The 15,449-nt window shown below is 72.3% G+C and carries 11 protein-coding genes; 5 read left to right on the plus strand and 6 right to left on the minus strand.

From position 1 onward, the window contains the following. Positions 1 to 230 precede the first annotated feature (230 nt). Genes ACN260_RS19970 through ACN260_RS19980 form a run of 3 tightly spaced genes read left to right on the plus strand, consistent with a single transcriptional unit; the run spans position 231 to position 3,699 of the window. Entirely contained in the window at positions 231 to 1,751 is a 1,521-nt protein-coding gene (locus tag ACN260_RS19970; protein ID WP_422752536.1) for a serine/threonine-protein kinase, read from the plus strand. A 17-nt stretch (positions 1,752 to 1,768) separates the two neighbouring features. Continuing rightward, positions 1,769 to 3,073: a sensor histidine kinase gene (locus tag ACN260_RS19975; RefSeq protein WP_422756767.1), complete on the plus strand. Its 1,305-nt coding sequence runs from the start codon at positions 1,769 to 1,771 to the stop codon at positions 3,071 to 3,073. Further along, a complete protein-coding gene (locus ACN260_RS19980) occupies positions 3,037 to 3,699 on the plus strand; it encodes a response regulator (protein WP_204928153.1) in 663 nt (220 codons plus the stop codon). Before ACN260_RS19975 ends, ACN260_RS19980 begins: the two co-directional genes overlap by 37 nt. Before the next feature lie 70 nt (positions 3,700 to 3,769). Here the strand turns inward: ACN260_RS19980 and ACN260_RS19985 are convergent, their stop codons facing one another. From ACN260_RS19985 to ACN260_RS19995, 3 genes are all read right to left on the minus strand, one after another. Further along, entirely contained in the window at positions 3,770 to 6,334 is a 2,565-nt protein-coding gene (locus ACN260_RS19985) for an FtsX-like permease family protein (protein ID WP_422752537.1), read from the minus strand. Next, on the minus strand, positions 6,334 to 7,140 hold the full coding sequence (locus ACN260_RS19990) for an ABC transporter ATP-binding protein (protein ID WP_422752538.1): 807 nt from the start codon (positions 7,138 to 7,140) through the stop codon (positions 6,334 to 6,336). Before ACN260_RS19990 ends, ACN260_RS19985 begins: the two co-directional genes overlap by 1 nt. A 142-nt stretch (positions 7,141 to 7,282) precedes the next feature. Further along, positions 7,283 to 10,099 (minus strand): AAA family ATPase, encoded by a 2,817-nt coding sequence (locus ACN260_RS19995; RefSeq protein WP_422752539.1) that lies wholly within the window; start codon positions 10,097 to 10,099, stop codon positions 7,283 to 7,285. An 825-nt stretch (positions 10,100 to 10,924) separates the two neighbouring features. On the opposite strand from ACN260_RS19995, the gene ACN260_RS20000 reads away from it, so the two are divergent. Then, positions 10,925 to 11,194: a DUF5988 family protein gene (locus ACN260_RS20000; RefSeq protein ID WP_422752540.1), complete on the plus strand. Its 270-nt coding sequence runs from the start codon at positions 10,925 to 10,927 to the stop codon at positions 11,192 to 11,194. Positions 11,195 to 11,370: 176 nt separating this feature from the next. On the opposite strand, the gene ACN260_RS20005 is transcribed toward ACN260_RS20000, so the two are convergent. Then, complete coding sequence (locus ACN260_RS20005) at positions 11,371 to 12,147, minus strand: thioesterase II family protein (protein WP_422752541.1); 777 nt, start codon at positions 12,145 to 12,147, stop codon at positions 11,371 to 11,373. A gap of 276 nt (positions 12,148 to 12,423) precedes the next feature. Next, complete coding sequence (locus ACN260_RS20010; protein ID WP_422752542.1) at positions 12,424 to 14,163, minus strand: MFS transporter; 1,740 nt, start codon at positions 14,161 to 14,163, stop codon at positions 12,424 to 12,426. A gap of 82 nt (positions 14,164 to 14,245) precedes the next feature. Here ACN260_RS20010 and ACN260_RS20015 point away from each other — a divergent pair, with 82 nt between their 5' ends. Beyond that, a complete protein-coding gene (locus tag ACN260_RS20015) occupies positions 14,246 to 14,854 on the plus strand; it encodes a TetR/AcrR family transcriptional regulator (protein ID WP_422752543.1) in 609 nt (202 codons plus the stop codon). A gap of 122 nt (positions 14,855 to 14,976) precedes the next feature. Here the strand turns inward: ACN260_RS20015 and ACN260_RS20020 are convergent, their stop codons facing one another. Next, positions 14,977 to 15,243: a PqqD family protein gene (locus ACN260_RS20020; protein ID WP_204928161.1), complete on the minus strand. Its 267-nt coding sequence runs from the start codon at positions 15,241 to 15,243 to the stop codon at positions 14,977 to 14,979. Positions 15,244 to 15,449 lie beyond the last annotated feature (206 nt).

Raw genomic sequence — 15,449 nt, forward strand, 5'->3', positions numbered from 1 at the left:
GCGCAGGTCCGTACCGCCGGGGTCGGCGACCCCGGCGTCAGCCTGCGGGGTCGCCGACCGCATCAAGCGCCGGCGAGCGCGTGCGACCACACGCTAGAGTCCGGCCCAGGCCGTGCCAACCCTTAGCGATCCCCTACCCCCACCCGGCAGTGGGCGGCCCTCCTGCGGGCCGTCCACCGGGGACGGCGCAGGGGGCGCGTGCCTCGACCCGACATGGGACACTTGTCTACATGGGCGAGCTGACCAGCGGCGCAGTGACCGAGCCGGGGTCACCGCTGCGGCCGGGCGATCCGGAGCACGTCGGGCCCTACCGGCTGCGTCGCCTGCTCGGCTCGGGCGGCATGGGGGTGGTCTTCCTGGCCGAGGCCCCGGGCGGGGGCCGCGTGGCGGTCAAGGTCGTCCACGACGAGTTGCGCTCCCGGCCGGAGTTCCGGCGACGGTTCGCCCGCGAGGTCGCCGCCGCCGGCCGGGTGGCCGACTTCTGCACCGCCCGGGTGCTCGACGCCGATCCGCAGGGGCCGGTCCCCTATCTCGTCACCGAGTACGTGACCGGCTCGTCCCTGCACGAGCACGTGACCCGGCACGGCTCGCTCTCCGGCCCGCAGGCCGAGGCGCTCGCCGTCGGCGTGGCCGCCGGGCTCACCGCGATCCACGCCGCCGGGCTGGCCCACGGTGACCTGACCCCCCGCAACGTCCTGCTGTCCCCGTTCGGCCCCAAGGTCATCGACTTCGGCCTGGCGAGCCTGATCGAGGCACTCGACCCGACAACCGGCCCCTCGTACGGCACGCCCGGCTGGTTGGCCCCGGAGCGCCTCGCCGGTTTCCCGCCCGCCCAGCCCGCCGACGTCTACGCCTGGGGGATCCTCGTCGGCTGGGCCGCCACCGGTCGGCTGCCGGTCGACCCCCGGGTGCACCCGGCCGGCCCGCCCGACCTGAGCGGGCTGCCCGCCGGCCTCGCCGCGGTAGTCGCGCGGGCGTTGCGCACCGACCCCGGCCAGCGCCCCACCGCGCGGGAGGCGATGCTGATCCTGGTCGGCAGCGCCGACACGGCCAGCATCCGGTCGGCGGTGGAACCGGTGGCGGCCACCACCGAGCAGCTCGACGGCACCCGGTGGTACCCGGCGGTCGGTCAGCCGGCCACCCTGGTCGCCCCGACGCCACCGCCGCGTCGCCCGCCGCCGTCCTGGCCGGCGGTACTGACCGGGGTGGTGGCGGTGGTGGCCCTCGTCGTGCTGGGTGTGGTCGCGGTGCGGCAGGCCGACCAGCGGGGCGCGCCGTCCGCCGGGGCGGGCCCGTCCGCACCGCCCGGCGTCGTCACGCCGAGCCCCACCCCGAGCCCGTCACCCACCCCGAGCCCCACCCCCGCCACCGCGACCGGGCAGGACGGGTCGTTGGAGTTCACCGTGACCGGGGTGCACTGCGGGTCGCGCGAGATCGGGTTCTGGCCGTTGACCCAGAAGGCGGACGGCGTGTTCTGCATGGTCGACGTCGACGTGGTCAACAAGGGGTCCAAGGGCACCATCGTCTGGCCGCTGAGCCAACGGCTGGTCGACGCCGACGGGCGCGGGTACACCCCCGACACCCGTTCCCTGCTCTACTATCCGGACACGCAACGGTTGACGAAGAAGATCGAGCCGGGCGCGACGGTCAGCGGATCACTGGTCTACGACACGCCGGTCGGCACCGAGCTGCGTCAACTGGTCGTCCACGACACGCCACTGAGTGCGGGCACCACCATCGATCTGCCGTGACCGGGGAGCCGGAGGACATGGACGTCGCCAACGCCGCGGAAGCCACCGGGCGGGCCCTGTCGCGGGCGCTGTACGCCACCGGGCGCGGTGTGCTGCTCGTCGCCAGCGCCGCGCTCAGTCTGGCGCTGCTCGTCGCCACCGTGCTCGCCACGGCGTTCATCTCGCTCGGCGTCGGGGTGCTGCTGCTGCCCCTGGTCACCCCGCTGGTCCGCTGGCTCACCGGGCTGTGCCGGGATCTCGCCGGCCGGGCCGGGGTGTCGATCGCCACGCCCTACCTGCCCGCGCCGCCGACCGAGCGGGGGGTGGTCGGCTGGGTGCAGCGCTGCCGGTCCATCCTCACCGACCCGGCGACCTGGCGGGACCTGCTGTTCCTCCTGCTCAACGTGCTGGTCGGCTTCGTGCTCGGCCTGCTGCCGGTCACCCTGCTGGTCTACTCGGTGGAGGGGCTGGTGCTCTCCGCGGGGTTCTGGATGCTGATGCGGGAGTCCGGGGTGGACTTCTGGTACGGCTTCACCCCGATGGACACCTGGCCGCACGCGGTGCTCGGCGCGCTGGTCAGCCTGGTGGTGTTCGCGATCTGGGTGGCCGCCGCCCCCGGGGTGGTGGCCGGGCACGCCTACTTCGCCCGGACGCTGCTGGGCCCGAGCGAACGGGCGGAGATCGCCTCCCGGATGCGGCACCTCTCCGAGACCCGCTCGGACGTGATCAACATCCAGGCCACCGAGCTGCGCCGGATCGAACGGGACCTGCACGACGGCGCGCAGGCCCGGCTGGTCGCGATCGGCATGAAGCTCGGGGCGGCCACCCGGCAGCTGCGTACCAATCCGGACGTCGCGGAGACCCTGCTGGTGGACGCGCGCAACGCGACCGCCAGCGCGCTGGAGGAGCTGCGCTGCCTGATCCGGGGCATCCATCCGCCGGTGCTGGCCGAGCGGGGGCTGGAGGACGCCATCCGGGCGATCGCGTTGGAGAGCCCGATCGAGGTCGACGTCACCGCCGACGTTCCCGGCCGGCTGGCCGCCCCGGCGGAGTCCGCCGTCTACTTCGCCCTGTCGGAGCTGTTGAACAACGTGGTCAAGCACGCCAACGCCGACCGGGCCAGCATCGACCTGCGGCACGAGGACGGTTCGCTGCGCGCCGTGGTGATCGACAACGGTCAGGGCGGTGCCGACGCCACCCTCGGCACCGGACTCCGGGGCATCGAGCGGCGCTGTGCTACGTTCGACGGGACGCTCGTCCTCAGCAGTCCCGAAGGTGGGCCGACCGTCGCGATCCTGGAGCTGCCGTGCGCGTTGTACTCGCCGAGGACCTCTTCCTCCTGAGACAGGGAATGGTCCAGCTCCTCGAATCCTACGACTTCGAGATCGTCGCGGCGGTCGACAACGGCCCGGCCCTGCTCGACGCCCTGGTGACCCTCCGCCCTGAGGTCGCGGTGGTCGACGTGCGACTGCCACCCACGTTCACCGACGAGGGCCTGCAGGCTGCCCTGGAGGCCCGTCGCCGCTGCCCCGGACTGCCGATCCTGGTGCTCTCCCAGCACGTCGAGCAGTTGTACGCCAAGGAGCTGCTCGCCGACGCCAGCGGCGGCATCGGCTACCTGCTCAAGGACCGGGTACTCAACAGCGACCAGTTCGTCGACGCGATCCGCCGGGTCGCCGACGGGGGCACCGCGATGGACCCGCAGGTGATCTCCCAACTGCTGGCCGGCAGGTCCCGTCGGGAGCCGCTGTCGACCCTGACCCCGCGCGAGCGGGAGGTGCTGAAGCTGATGGCCGAGGGATGTTCAAATACGGCCATCGCCCAGCGCCTCATCGTCAGCCAGGGTGCCGTCGCCAAGTACACCACCAGCATCTTCACCAAGCTCGACCTCACCCCGGCGGACGACAGCAACCGGCGGGTGCTGGCCGTGCTGGCGTACCTCAACGGCACCCGGGCCGACGTCGGCTGATCCCGGTGCCACATGCGACGGTGCCCCCGGTCGGTCGACCGGGGGCACCGTCGTGTGGTGCGGGTTGCCGTCACTCGACGGCGACGGCGGCCTCCGCCGGCCGGGAGAGCATCACCCGGCGGCCCGGCAGTACGGTGGCGGCGAAGGCGAGCACGGTCGCGCCCGCCACCACGGCCAGGTAGATCCAGATCGGGCCGGAGGGCACCGGTCGGCCCAGCACCACGATGCTGAACGGCATCAGCGTGGCGATGGAGGCGATGGTGCCGAGCACCACCCCGATGACCGCGACCATGCCCGCCTCCACGCTGAGCATCTGGAGGGCCTGCTTGCGGGTGGCGCCGATGAGCCGCTGCATGCCCAGCTCCCGACGTCGGCCGGCGGTCGCCACGATCAGGGTGTTCGCCACCGAGATCATCGTGTAACCGGCGACCAGGGCGACGAGCAGGTAGTTGACCCAGGCCTGGGTCTTGGTCCGTTCGGCGAACGTGGTGATCGCGTCGCGTCCCTCGATCATGGTGCCGGGGTGACCGGCGACCTTCTCCCGCAGGCTGGCCGTCAGCGCGTCCCGGCTGGTGCCGGGCTCGGCGGTGACCAGGATCTGCCGGGACAGACCGGTGGTGCTGTGCGCGGCGAGCAGGTCGGCGGGGAGCAGGATCGTCTCGAACCCCTTCTTCGCCGGGTAGAGCGCCACCACCCGCAGGTCCACCGCCGAGCGGTCGCCGAGCCGCAGGGTGATCTGGTCACCAACGCCGACGTTGAGGTTCTTGCCGGCCACCTCGGGCAGGGCCACCGTGTCGCCCCGCAGGTCGCCCAGGTTGCCGTCGCTGGTCCGTACCCCGGTGATGCCGGCGGCGCTGGCCCCGCTGACGCCCTGCAACGGCCAGGGCGACTCGACGTGCGACCCGTCGTACGGCTTGTTGATCCAGCCGGCGCTGGTCACGTACGCCGACGCCTCCTCGACGCCCGGCGCGGACCGGATCGCCTCCACCGTCTCCGCGGGGAATCCGCCGGTCGTGGAGCTGAGCACCAGGTCGGCGCGGAGGTTGTCCGAGTAGTAGCGCTCGGCGGCCTCGTTCTGGGTGGTCTGGAGGTAGAAGTTGGCCACCGCCAGCGCCACGGCCAGCATGATCGGGGTGACCGCGGAGGCCACCCGGACGGCGCGGGTGCGGACGTTGACCGTGCCGAGGTAGCCGGCGAGGCCGAAGAACGCCCGCACCGGCAGGCTGAGCACGCCGGCCAGCAGCCGGGTCAGCCCCGGGCTGATCAACGCGATCGAGATCGCCCAGCACATCACCGCCGGCCCGGCGGTCGCGGAAGCCACCGCGCCCTGCATCACGATCGCCGTCACCAGGATCAGCGCGAACCCGGCGGCGAAGAACAGGATGGAGAACACCACCCGGGGCCAGCTCACCCACTTGCGCTGCAGAGCGGCCTCGGCGATGCCGGCGGTGGGCTTGGTCTTGGAGGGGCGACGGCCGGCGACGTAGGCGGCCACCAGCGCGGCGAAGATGCCGATCGCGGGTGCGGCCAGGTAGGGGATGAAGCCCTGGTGGAACTGCACCACCGGCGAGATGACCCCGGCGTCGGAGACGATGTCGTAGAGCAGCGGCCCGAGGAACACCCCGGGTGCGCAGCCGAGGATCGCCGCGCCGACCGCGACGACGAGCGCCTCGCGGCGCACCATCGCGCGGATCTGCCGGGGTGTCGCGCCGATCGAGCGCAGCAGCGCGATCTCCTTCTGCCGCTGCTGCACCGACAGGCCCAGGGTGCTGGCGACCACGAAGATCGCCACGAAGACCGTCATGCCGGCGAACACCCCGGAGAGCGGGATGAGCTGCGCCTGGCCGCCGACCGCCTCGGGGAACTCGGCCGCGCCCCGGTCGTCGCCGGTGAGCACGACGAGCTTGCGGTCGGCGAGGGTCCGCTCGATCCGGTCACGCAGCGCGTCCAGGTCGGTGCCGGGCTTGGCCAGCACACCGATCGCGTCCGCGGTGCCGGTGTGCGGGTTGAGCCGCCGCTCGTCGTCGTCGGAGAAGAACAGCGCCGACTGGCTCAGCTCACCGGGCGGCGCGGCGATGCCGGTCACCTGGAAGGACGACTGGACCCCGCCGACGACGACGTCGACCCGGTCACCGACCTTGATGCGGGCCAGCTTGGCCACCGCCCGGTCCAGCACCACCTGGCCGGCCTGGGCCGGCGGCTGCCCGTCGAGCCGGTACGGCCCGAGCTGCGCCGACTCCCAGCGGTGGCCCAGCGACTGCGTCCCGACGATCACGGGTGCGCCGTTGCGGACGACGGTGGCGGCGAACGACGCCTCGGCCACCGCCCGTTCGACCCCGGGCACGCCCTGGATCTTGCCGACCAGTCCCGGGTCGATCCAGTACCGCTCGGCCAGCGGCACCGACTTGATGTTCTTGGTGTCCTGCGGGTCCTTCTTGGGCACACCGTAGGTCTGCTTGCCGCTCACCACCACGTCGGCCGCCGCCAGCCGCTGCGGCGGGACGGCCATCCGGATACCGGTCTCCATCAGCCCGCCGCAGGCGACGATCAGCGCCACACCGAAGAAGACCGCGATGAACGTCGCGATGAAGGCGAGTTTGCGGTAGCGCAGGGTGCGCCACGCGAGGTACGTCATCAGAAGCCACCCCTGCCGGTGGCCTGCGGCGCGCGGTTCTGCTGCCACGCGGTCAGGTGGGTCATCCGCTCGGCCACCACGTCGGCGGTCGGCGCCTCCAGCTCACCGATGAACTGGCCGTCGGCGAGGAACAGCACCCGGTGCGCGGCGGCGGCGGCGACCGGGTCGTGGGTCACCATGATGATCGTCTGACCGCCGCTGGAGACCGTCTCGCGGAGCAGTTGCAGCACCTCGATGGTGGTCTGGGTGTCCAGCGCGCCGGTCGGCTCGTCGGCGAAGATGACCGCCGGTCGCATGATCAGCGCCCGCGCGATCGCGACCCGCTGCTGCTGACCACCGGACAGCTCGCTCGGCAGGTGCTTGCGCCGCTCGGCCAGCCCCACCCGGCCCAGCACCTCCACCACGGAGTGCCGGTCGGGCCGGCGGCCGGCCAGCCGGAACGGCAGGCCCACGTTCTGCTCGACGTTGAGCGCCGGCATCAGGTTGAACGCCTGGAAGATGAAGCCCACCCGCTCCCGGCGCAGCCGGGTCAGCTGGTTCTCGTTCATGCCGCTGAGTTCCTTGCCGTCCAGCACCACCGAGCCGGACGAGGGCACGTCGAGCCCTGCCGCGCAGTGCAGGAAGGTGCTCTTACCGGAGCCGGACGGCCCCATCACCGCCGTGAAGCTGCCCCGGGGGAAGCTCATCGTGACGCCCCGCAGCGCGTCGACGCGGTTGTCGCCGCGTCCGTACGTCTTGCGCACGTCGTCGAGCCGCACCGCGTCGGCGCCACTGATCGGCGTCCGCCGGTCCTTGTTTCTGTCCACCTCAAGCTCCCCGCAAAAGAACGTCGCCGAACGGCGGTGGGTACATGTTTCACGGTAGGGATCGGGCCGTTTGCGCTCAATGGAGCTAATGACCCGAAGGGGTGGGCCTAGGCCCACCCCGGAATCGCCACCTCTGACGAGCTCAGCTCGCCTGGACCGCCGACTCCCACTGCGGCCAGGAGCGCTCGGTGCCACCCGGCGCCACGGCGAGCAGCCCGGCCCCGGCGGCGTCCATCGGCAGGCCCAGCGACAGCTCGGTACGCCGCCGGACGTTCAGCTTCCGGTAGACCCGGGTGAGGTGCTGCTCGACCGTACTCACCGTGATGTAGAGCTTCTTGCCGATCTCCCGGTTGGTGTGGCCGAGCGCGGCGAGCGTCGCCACCCGCTGCTCGGCGTCACTGAGCCGGGACATCTCCTCGTGCTCCGGCGGCGTGTCCGGGTCCTCGGTGCCGGCGGCGTCGCCGCCGGGCAGCAGCCGGCGGCACAGCGCCTGCGCCTGGATGTCCTTGGCGAGCTGCATCGCGCTGCGGGCCACCACCCGCGAGGTGTTGAACTCGCCCCGCCCGTAGTGCGCGCTGCTGAGCGCGGCCAGGGCCAGGAAGAGCTGGTAGCGGTCACCGGCCTCCTGGAGCAGGTTGGCCGCCTGCCGCAGGGTGTTGACCCGCTGCTTGACGTCCAGCGCGGAACCGAGCAGCCGCAGCGAGATGCCCCGGGTACGGGCGTTGTCGGCACCGGGCCGGGAGAGCTGCTCGGTCACCATGCCCCGGGCCCGGTCGGGCCGGCCGGAACGCAGGTAGACCTGGGCCAGGTCGCCGCGCCAGGGCAGCAGGGTCGGCAGGTCCATGCCCCACTGGGTGGCCAGCTGCCCGCAGGTCTCGAAGTCGGCCAGCGCCGCGTGCACCCGCCCGCCGGCCAGGTGCAGGTGGCCCCGGGCCCGCAGGTACATCGGCCAGAACCAGGTGTCGCGCATCGCGTCCGGGATGACGTGCTTGAGCTGCGCCTCGGCCTCGTCGAGCTTGTCCATGCCGATCTTGGCGAGCAGCATGTTGGACAGCGGTGAGCCGATCGCCACGCCCCAGTTGTGCGGGGACATCGCGTCCAGCGCCTCCCGGGCGAACCGCTCGCTGAGCGGCAGGTCGCCCTGGCGCAGCGCGATGTGCGAACGGACGTCGGAGAGGATGGCGTGCCAGGTGGTGGCGCCCCGGGCGCCGGCCTCGGCCCCGAGCACGTCGCACCAGTGCACGGCGCGGTCCATCCGGTCGGCGTAGACCAGCGTCTGGAGGGCGCACAGCGCCGACTCCAGCCCGACGTCGACCAGCAGGTGGCTGCCGAGCACCTGCTCGGCGCGGGCGATCACCTCGTCGGTCACCCCGTCGGTGAGCACCGCGGTCAGCGACGGGGGGGCCGAGCCGAGGGTGCCGTCGGAGCGGGCCGGGGCGGCGTCGGTGGCGGCGTCGAGTTCGGCGAAGGCGACGGGGAAGTGCAGTCGCAGCCACTCCGCGCACCCCTCCAGCTCGGCGGCGGTGGTGGCGTCGAGCTGCTGCCGGGTGTCGCGCAGGTGCCGCAGGGTCTCCTGGGCGTCCGCCCGGTGGCCGTGCCAGAGCTGGTAGCGCAGCAGCGCGGCGGCGTGCCGTTCGGAGAGGTGACCGGCGCGCAGCGCCTCGCGCTGCGACTGGAGGTGCTGGCTCACCGCCGCCGGGTTGATCCGCCACTGGCAGGCGGCCAGCATCGCGGTCAACGCCGCCCGGCGCGGCTCGTCGTCGCACATCTCGTGCGCCAGCTTGAGCGACTCCACCGCGTCGTCGACGCGGTCCTCGGCCAGCGCGTGGGTGGCCGAGTCCTGGAGCACCGTGATCGCCCACGACTCGGCCAGGCCGCCCGCGGCGAGCAGGTGCCCGCCGATCGCCGGGGCCGGCGCGCCCTCGGCGTGCAGCAGTTCCGCCGCCCGCGCGTGCATCTCGGACAACGCGTCCGGGGCCAGGTCGTGCAGGACGGCCGCCTGCGCCGCCGGGTGCCGGAACCGGCCGCCGTGCAGCAGACCGGACATGGTCAGGGCGTTGAGCACCCACTGGACCCGGGCCGGCTTGGTGTCCAGCAGCCGGGCCAGCAACGCCGGGGTGGCGAAGTCACCGAGCAGGGCCAACCCGTGGGCGGTCTCCAGGATGGTCGGGTCCCAGCGGCGCAGACAGGCCAGGACGGCCTGGCGGAACTGGTCGCCGACGACCACCTCGGTGGGCTCCGTGGGCCCGGCGACCCGCCGGTCCTGGCCGAGCGCGTGCAGCAGCAACGGGTTGCCCCCGCTGACCTCGTGGTACGCCGGGGCGAGCGCCGCGGCCGTCTCCTCGTCGGTCCAGCCGCGCAGCAGTTCGGCGACGCCCGCCTCGGACAGCGGTGACAGCTGGATGTTGCAGAAGCTCGCCTGCCGGCTGATCTCGGCCCGGAACTCCGGGTGGAAGGGCTGCGGCTGCGGCGACTCGGTGAGCACCACCAGGATCTGCGCGGCGGTGAGCCGACGCTGGAGGTAGAGCAGGGTGTGCAGGGTCTGCTCGTCGGCGAACTCGACGTCGTCGACGAGCAGCACGAGCGGCCGGCTGCGGGCGATGTCGAGCAGCTCGACACACATCGCGTGCACGGCCCTGATGTCGGCGTCGCCCTCCGTCGCGACGCCGTCGATGTCCACGAACGCGCCGACGCGGCGCATCACCTCGGCCGGCAGCGGCACGCTGTGGAACAGCTGCCCCATCACGGCCGCGGGCAGCAGGCGTTCCGCCCGGGAGCAGGCGGCGCGCAACACCAGCCCGCCCGCCGCGCCGACGTGGTCGGCGAAGGCCCGCAACAGCTCGGTCTTGCCCGTGGCACCGGGGCCGCTGATCAGCGCGACCCGCCCCCTGCCCGTGGCGCTGTCGGAGTAAAGGTCCCGCAAGATGTCAAGCTCGCGGCTTCTCTCCACAAAATCCACCCGTCTCCCCCCAGGTCAGCGATGAGGCATCGAACGGGCGCTGCCGACTCCGGGTCAGGCCCCCCGACGAAACCGTTCGGCTCGATGCCACGCGGCCACCGGGACCCACCGGTCGCCGGCCACGTCGGCCGGCAAACCGGGGCTTGCAATGATGACTGCCAATTGATTGATGGCTTTCACCGCGTCCCGACGGCGAGCACAGCATACATAGACACCCGTACAAGACGGTAGTGGGGTAGTGATACTTCGTCACCGATATTACGAGCGGGGACGGCGTTTTGTCGGTTTGTTGTCCCTAGTCGAGAAATTACCACTCGGTAGCAATTACATGATCGAAGAGCCATCGCGACCCCTCCCACCTGCAGGGATGGCCGCAGATTCACCCCGGGACACAGGGCTGTGACCTGGGAAATGACTCCGACAGAGGACTCCTACCGGAAGTTTTCGGGCCAACTCCCCCGGCCCGCACGGTTGCCCCCGACGTCGGCACACCGCCACCGACCGGACGAGAGGCAGCGAATCGGGCAATCTACTCTTGAGCAAAAATTGAGTTTCAGGGAGAAGACGGCTCTATTACAGAAGCAATTCATAAGCCATGGTCAATGCTGTCACCCATGCGACAAGCCGCGGGCCCCACAAATGCGACTCACCGGGCCACAAAGTAACCGCAGGTTGGCCGGCCGCTGAAAACTGGTCGTCCGCCGGGAGTTAGGGGTCGCTTCCGGGTATGCGCCGGCCGGCGCTGCCGCCACGCTGGAGGCATCCGAGGGCAGTGACGCGAAACACGGTTTCCCAGCGTCGCCGCCCCCAGCCGAGGAGGAAAGCGTGGACGATCTCACACGGGTGAGCAGCGCGCGGCGGTTCAGCGGCGTTCGCGGCGATGACCACTTCGACGTCGTGCTCGAGGGTGGCCCGGTCGGGCTGACCGCCACCGAGCGGGCCTACAGCGCGCCGGTCGGCACCGGCCGGATCAAGGTGCCCTACCTGGGCGGCTACGAGCACTTCGAGCGTTCCAGCGACCACGACGGCCTCAACGACGACGCCTCGCGGGTGGTGGTCTTCCACTGGACCATGCGGACGAAGATCGCCGAATGACGGGTACGACGGGCGGGGTGCCGGTGGCCGGCGCCCCGCCCGTCATGCTGTCCGTAACCGGTGCGACCGGCCACCCGCCCGACTCCTGCGGCGGCGTGGGCGGTCGCCCACCGGTCCCGCCACCGCGATGCCGCGTCCCGTAGGGACCGGCACCCCGGCCGGGGCGCGGAATCCGGTCAGGCCGCCGGGCCGCCGGGGACCGCGCGGTGCAGTTCCGCCCCGATCAGCTTGATCACGTCGGCGGCGTGGTCGTTGAGGTAGAAGTGTCCACCCGGGTAGACCCGGACGTCACACTCCGCGGTGGTGTGCCGGGCCCAGTCGTGTGCCTCGTCCACCGTGGTCATCGGGTCCGCATCCCCGGTCAGCACGGTGATCGGGGCGTCCAGGCGCTGGTCCGGGTCGGTCCGGTAGGTCTCCACCGCCTTGTAGTCGCCGCGTACCGCGGGCAGGATCATCGGCAGCAGCTCGGGGTCACCCAGCACCCTCGGGTCCGAACCGCTGAGCCGGGCCAACTCCCGCAGCACCCCGGCGTCGTCGCGGGTGTGCACGTAACGCTCGTCGCGGACCCTCGACGGCGCCCGGCGACCGGAGGCGAACAGGCGCACCGGCGGCTGACCCGTCCGCGTCTGCAACCGCAGCCCCACCTCGTAGGCGAGCACGGCACCCATGCTGTGTCCGAAGAGCGCCACCGGCCGGTCCAGCCACGGCCGCAGCGCCTCGAACACGCCGTCGGCCAGGTCGGCGACGGAATCCAGCACCGGCTCGTGGCGGCGGTCCTGCCGACCCGGGTACTGGATCGCCAGCACCTCCACCGTGGGCGAGAGGGCCCGGGAGACCGGGAACAGGTAGCTGGCCGAGCCACCGGCGTGTGGCAGCGCCACCAGCCGGATCGCGCTGGCCGGAGACGGATGGAACCGCCGTACCCAGAGGTCGTTCTCGAGCGTTGCCGTCATCACTGGTCCCCTACCGGATCGGCGCTGCGGGTGCGCCCCGCAGCAGGACGTTCTCCAGCGGGCCGCCCCCGTGCCGATGCCCCGGCCGGCCCGCCGGATGCGGAGTCGAGCCGGTGCCCTCGGGTGGCTCCGGTGCCCGCTGTCGATGCGAGCGTAGGAACGCGCGAAACGCCGGAACAACCCCTAAGCAGCGCGCCTGCCCCCTAGCCCGGCGTCGCCACGGACGACGGTGGCGTTCCCGCCCACCGCGGGAACGCCACCGTCGGGACCGTACGGTCAGGCCACCGGATGTGCCGGCCGGGCCGGCGGGGCGGTCGGCTCAGGCCCGATCCGGACCACCGGCGACCCGGTGTCGAGGTGTCCGCCCGTCGCGGCCTGCGCCGCGTGGGTCCCCGGGTCGCCGCCCGCGCCCGTCCCGTCCGGGTCGGCTGCGGCGTCCGGGTCGACCGGCGGGGCGTCGTCGGCACCGGCGGGTCCACCGGTCGGGCCCTGCCCGGGCACCGAGGCCCCCACGTTACGCAGCAGCACGGCGGCCAGCACCGCCGTCACCACCAGGATGCCGGCCGCGGCGACCGCGGCGGCCCGCAGCTCGTCGGCGAAGGCGGCCCGGGCCAGCGTGACCAGCGTGTCCGCCGCGGTGGCGGAGAGCGTACGGCTCTCCTCGACCGCGCCGCCCAGGGTCTCCCGGGCGGTCGCCCAGGAGTCGGCCGGGACGCCGTCGGGTGCCCCACCGGAGAGCTGCCGCCGGTAGACGTACGTGCCGATGCTGCCGAGGATCGCCACCCCGAGCGCCGCGCCGAACTGGCTACCGGTCTCGGAGAGCCCGGCAGCCGCGCCGGCCCGCTCCGGCGGCGCGGTGGAGACGATCAGCTCGGCGCTGAGCGTCAGCACCATCGCGATCCCACCCGTCATCAACGCCTGGCCCACCACCACCAGGGCCAGCCCCGAATCGTCGCCGACCTGGGCGAGCACCAGGCAGCCGGCGGCACCCACCAGCAGGCCCCCGGCGGCGACGTAGGCCCGCCGGAAGCGCTGCGCCAGCATCGGCGCGAGCACCGCCGCGCCGACGCCCGCCGCGCCGGCGGCCGGCAGCGACCACAGGCCCGCGGTGAACGGCCGCAGCCCGAGCACCAACTGGAGGTACTGGCTGATGAAGAACATGAACCCGACCAGCGCGAAGTTGGCGAGCACGTTCATCACCACGGCCGCGCTGAACGCGGGGGCGCGGAACAGCCGGACGTCGATCACCGGATCGGCGAGCCGCCGCTGGCGCAGGACGAACACGGCCAGGAACAGCAACCCGGCGAGCACACCGGCCACCGGCGGCCAGGTCATGCCGTCCTCGGCGAACTGCTTGATGCCCCAGATCATCGGCAGCACGGCAACGAACGCCAGCACCGTGCTGAGCAGGTCGAGCCGGCCGGCGGCGGGGTTACGGAACTCGGGCAGCAGCAACGGGGCCAGGATCAGCAGGAGCAGCATGATCGGCACGTTGATCTCGAAGACGGTGCCCCAGGAGAAGTACTGCAACAGCGCCCCGCCGGCCACCAGGCCGATGACGCCACCGGCGGAGAAGCCGGCCGCCCACATGCCGATCGCGGCCCGGCGCTCGTTCTCGTCGTGGAACATGTTGCGGATCAACGACATGGTCGACGGCATGAGCGTCGCACCGGCGGCGCCCATCACCGCCCGGGTCCCGATCAGCATGCCGGGACTGGTGGAGAGGGCCGTGGCCACGGATGCGGCACCGAACACCGCCGCGCCGATCATCAGCAGCCGGCGGCGCCCGATCCGGTCCCCCAGGGTCCCCATCGGAATCAGCAGGCCGGCCAGCACGAAGGCGTAGACGTCCGTGATCCAGAGGAGCTGACTGCTGGTCGGCTCAAGGTCCGCCGTGATGAACGGCAGAGCGTACGACAGCACGGTCATGTCCATGCTGATGATCAGTGTCACCATGACGAGTACCGCGAGGCCGATCCACTCGCGACGGCCGGCCTTTGCCTGCGCTGTAGCCATGGCCGAAAGCTACCACCGGATTTAGACGCTCGTATACATCCGGTGGATGAATTAGGGGGTGGTTCCGAGTAGGGTGACGCCCGTGGGTCATCGGGAACGCCTGCTGGCAGGGGCCAGGGTCTGCCTCTACGAGCGCGGCTACACACGCACCACCGCCCGCGACATCGTCGCCGCGTCGGACACGAATCTGGCGTCGATCGGGTACCACTTCGGTTCCAAGGAGGCGCTGCTGACCGCCGCCCTGGTGCAGGCGTTCGAGGAGTGGGGCGTCGAGATCGACCGGGTGCTGCGCGACGGCACCCAGCCCGACCTGATGGACCGGCTGGAGACCATGTGGACCGGCCTGGTGGAGTCGTTCGGCACGCACCGGCCGCTCTGGGTCGCCGGGATCGAGGCGTTCGCGCTGGCCGAGCACCTGCCGGTGCTGCGGGAACAGCTCGCCGAGACGTACACCCGGGCCCGCCCGGCGCTGGCCACCTTCGTGATCCGCGACGGCGGTGAGAACGTCCCCGAGCAGACCCGTAAGGCCGTCGGCTCGTTCCTGCTGGCCCTGATGACCGGCCTGACGGTGCAGCGGCTGCTCGATCCCGAGGCCGCCCCCTCCGGCAGGGAACTGGCCGAGGCGCTGCGGGTGATCGTCGGCGCGGTCAACGAGTCCGGCGACCCCGGTCGCCCGTCGGCCGACGCCTGACCGCCCCCCGCCGGGTCGCGTCCCGGCCGACCCGACAGGGGTACGACCCGCCGCGGCCCGCGCACAGGGGGGCGGGATAGGGGTCGGGGGCACACCACCGCCGGCCGGCCCCACCGGGCCGGTCACTCAACCCGGACCAGACCGGCGCGGAGCATGTCCTCCAGCCAGACGTCGAAGTCGCGCCGGGTGACCGCCGGATCGGCCGACCACTGCCGGGCCAGCACACCGGCCGCCCGCTCCAACGAGCCGCCCTGCTGCTGCAGGGCGATCCACATCGCGGCGGCGGTCGCCCCGAACCGGTATCGCAGCCCGCTCCGTTCGGAGATCAGCTCAAGCTGCCCGTTCCGGGTGACCTTGGCGACGATGCCCTGTTCGAGTCGCACCCGCATCCTCCCTGCCTCTCCCCGTGTCCACCCTGGTGGCGCCGTGCGGCGAACCGTGACGTCCACCAGGCCCGGTCACTACCGTATGAGGTCGGACGGTGACACGGTACGGCCATGGACCCACGTCGAAGGTGGACAAAAGCCCACCCGTACGCGGGAGGAAGCCCGAGGTCCGCCGATCACCCGTGAGGGTCGACGGACCTCGGGCCGCC

The organism is Micromonospora sp. WMMD708 (assembly GCF_049315245.1).
Taxonomy (GTDB): Bacteria; Actinomycetota; Actinomycetes; order Mycobacteriales; family Micromonosporaceae; genus Micromonospora; species Micromonospora wenchangensis.

Coding starts and splice junctions, on each gene's coding strand:
- ACN260_RS19970 (WP_422752536.1), top strand. CDS start 231: ATGGGCGAGCTGACCAGCGGCGCAGTGACCGAGCCGGGGTCACCGCTG.
- ACN260_RS19975 (WP_422756767.1), top strand. CDS start 1,769: ATGGACGTCGCCAACGCCGCGGAAGCCACCGGGCGGGCCCTGTCGCGG.
- ACN260_RS19985 (WP_422752537.1), bottom strand. CDS start 6,334: ATGACGTACCTCGCGTGGCGCACCCTGCGCTACCGCAAACTCGCCTTC.
- ACN260_RS20005 (WP_422752541.1), bottom strand. CDS start 12,147: ATGACGGCAACGCTCGAGAACGACCTCTGGGTACGGCGGTTCCATCCG.
- ACN260_RS20010 (WP_422752542.1), bottom strand. CDS start 14,163: ATGGCTACAGCGCAGGCAAAGGCCGGCCGTCGCGAGTGGATCGGCCTC.
- ACN260_RS20020 (WP_204928161.1), bottom strand. CDS start 15,243: ATGCGGGTGCGACTCGAACAGGGCATCGTCGCCAAGGTCACCCGGAAC.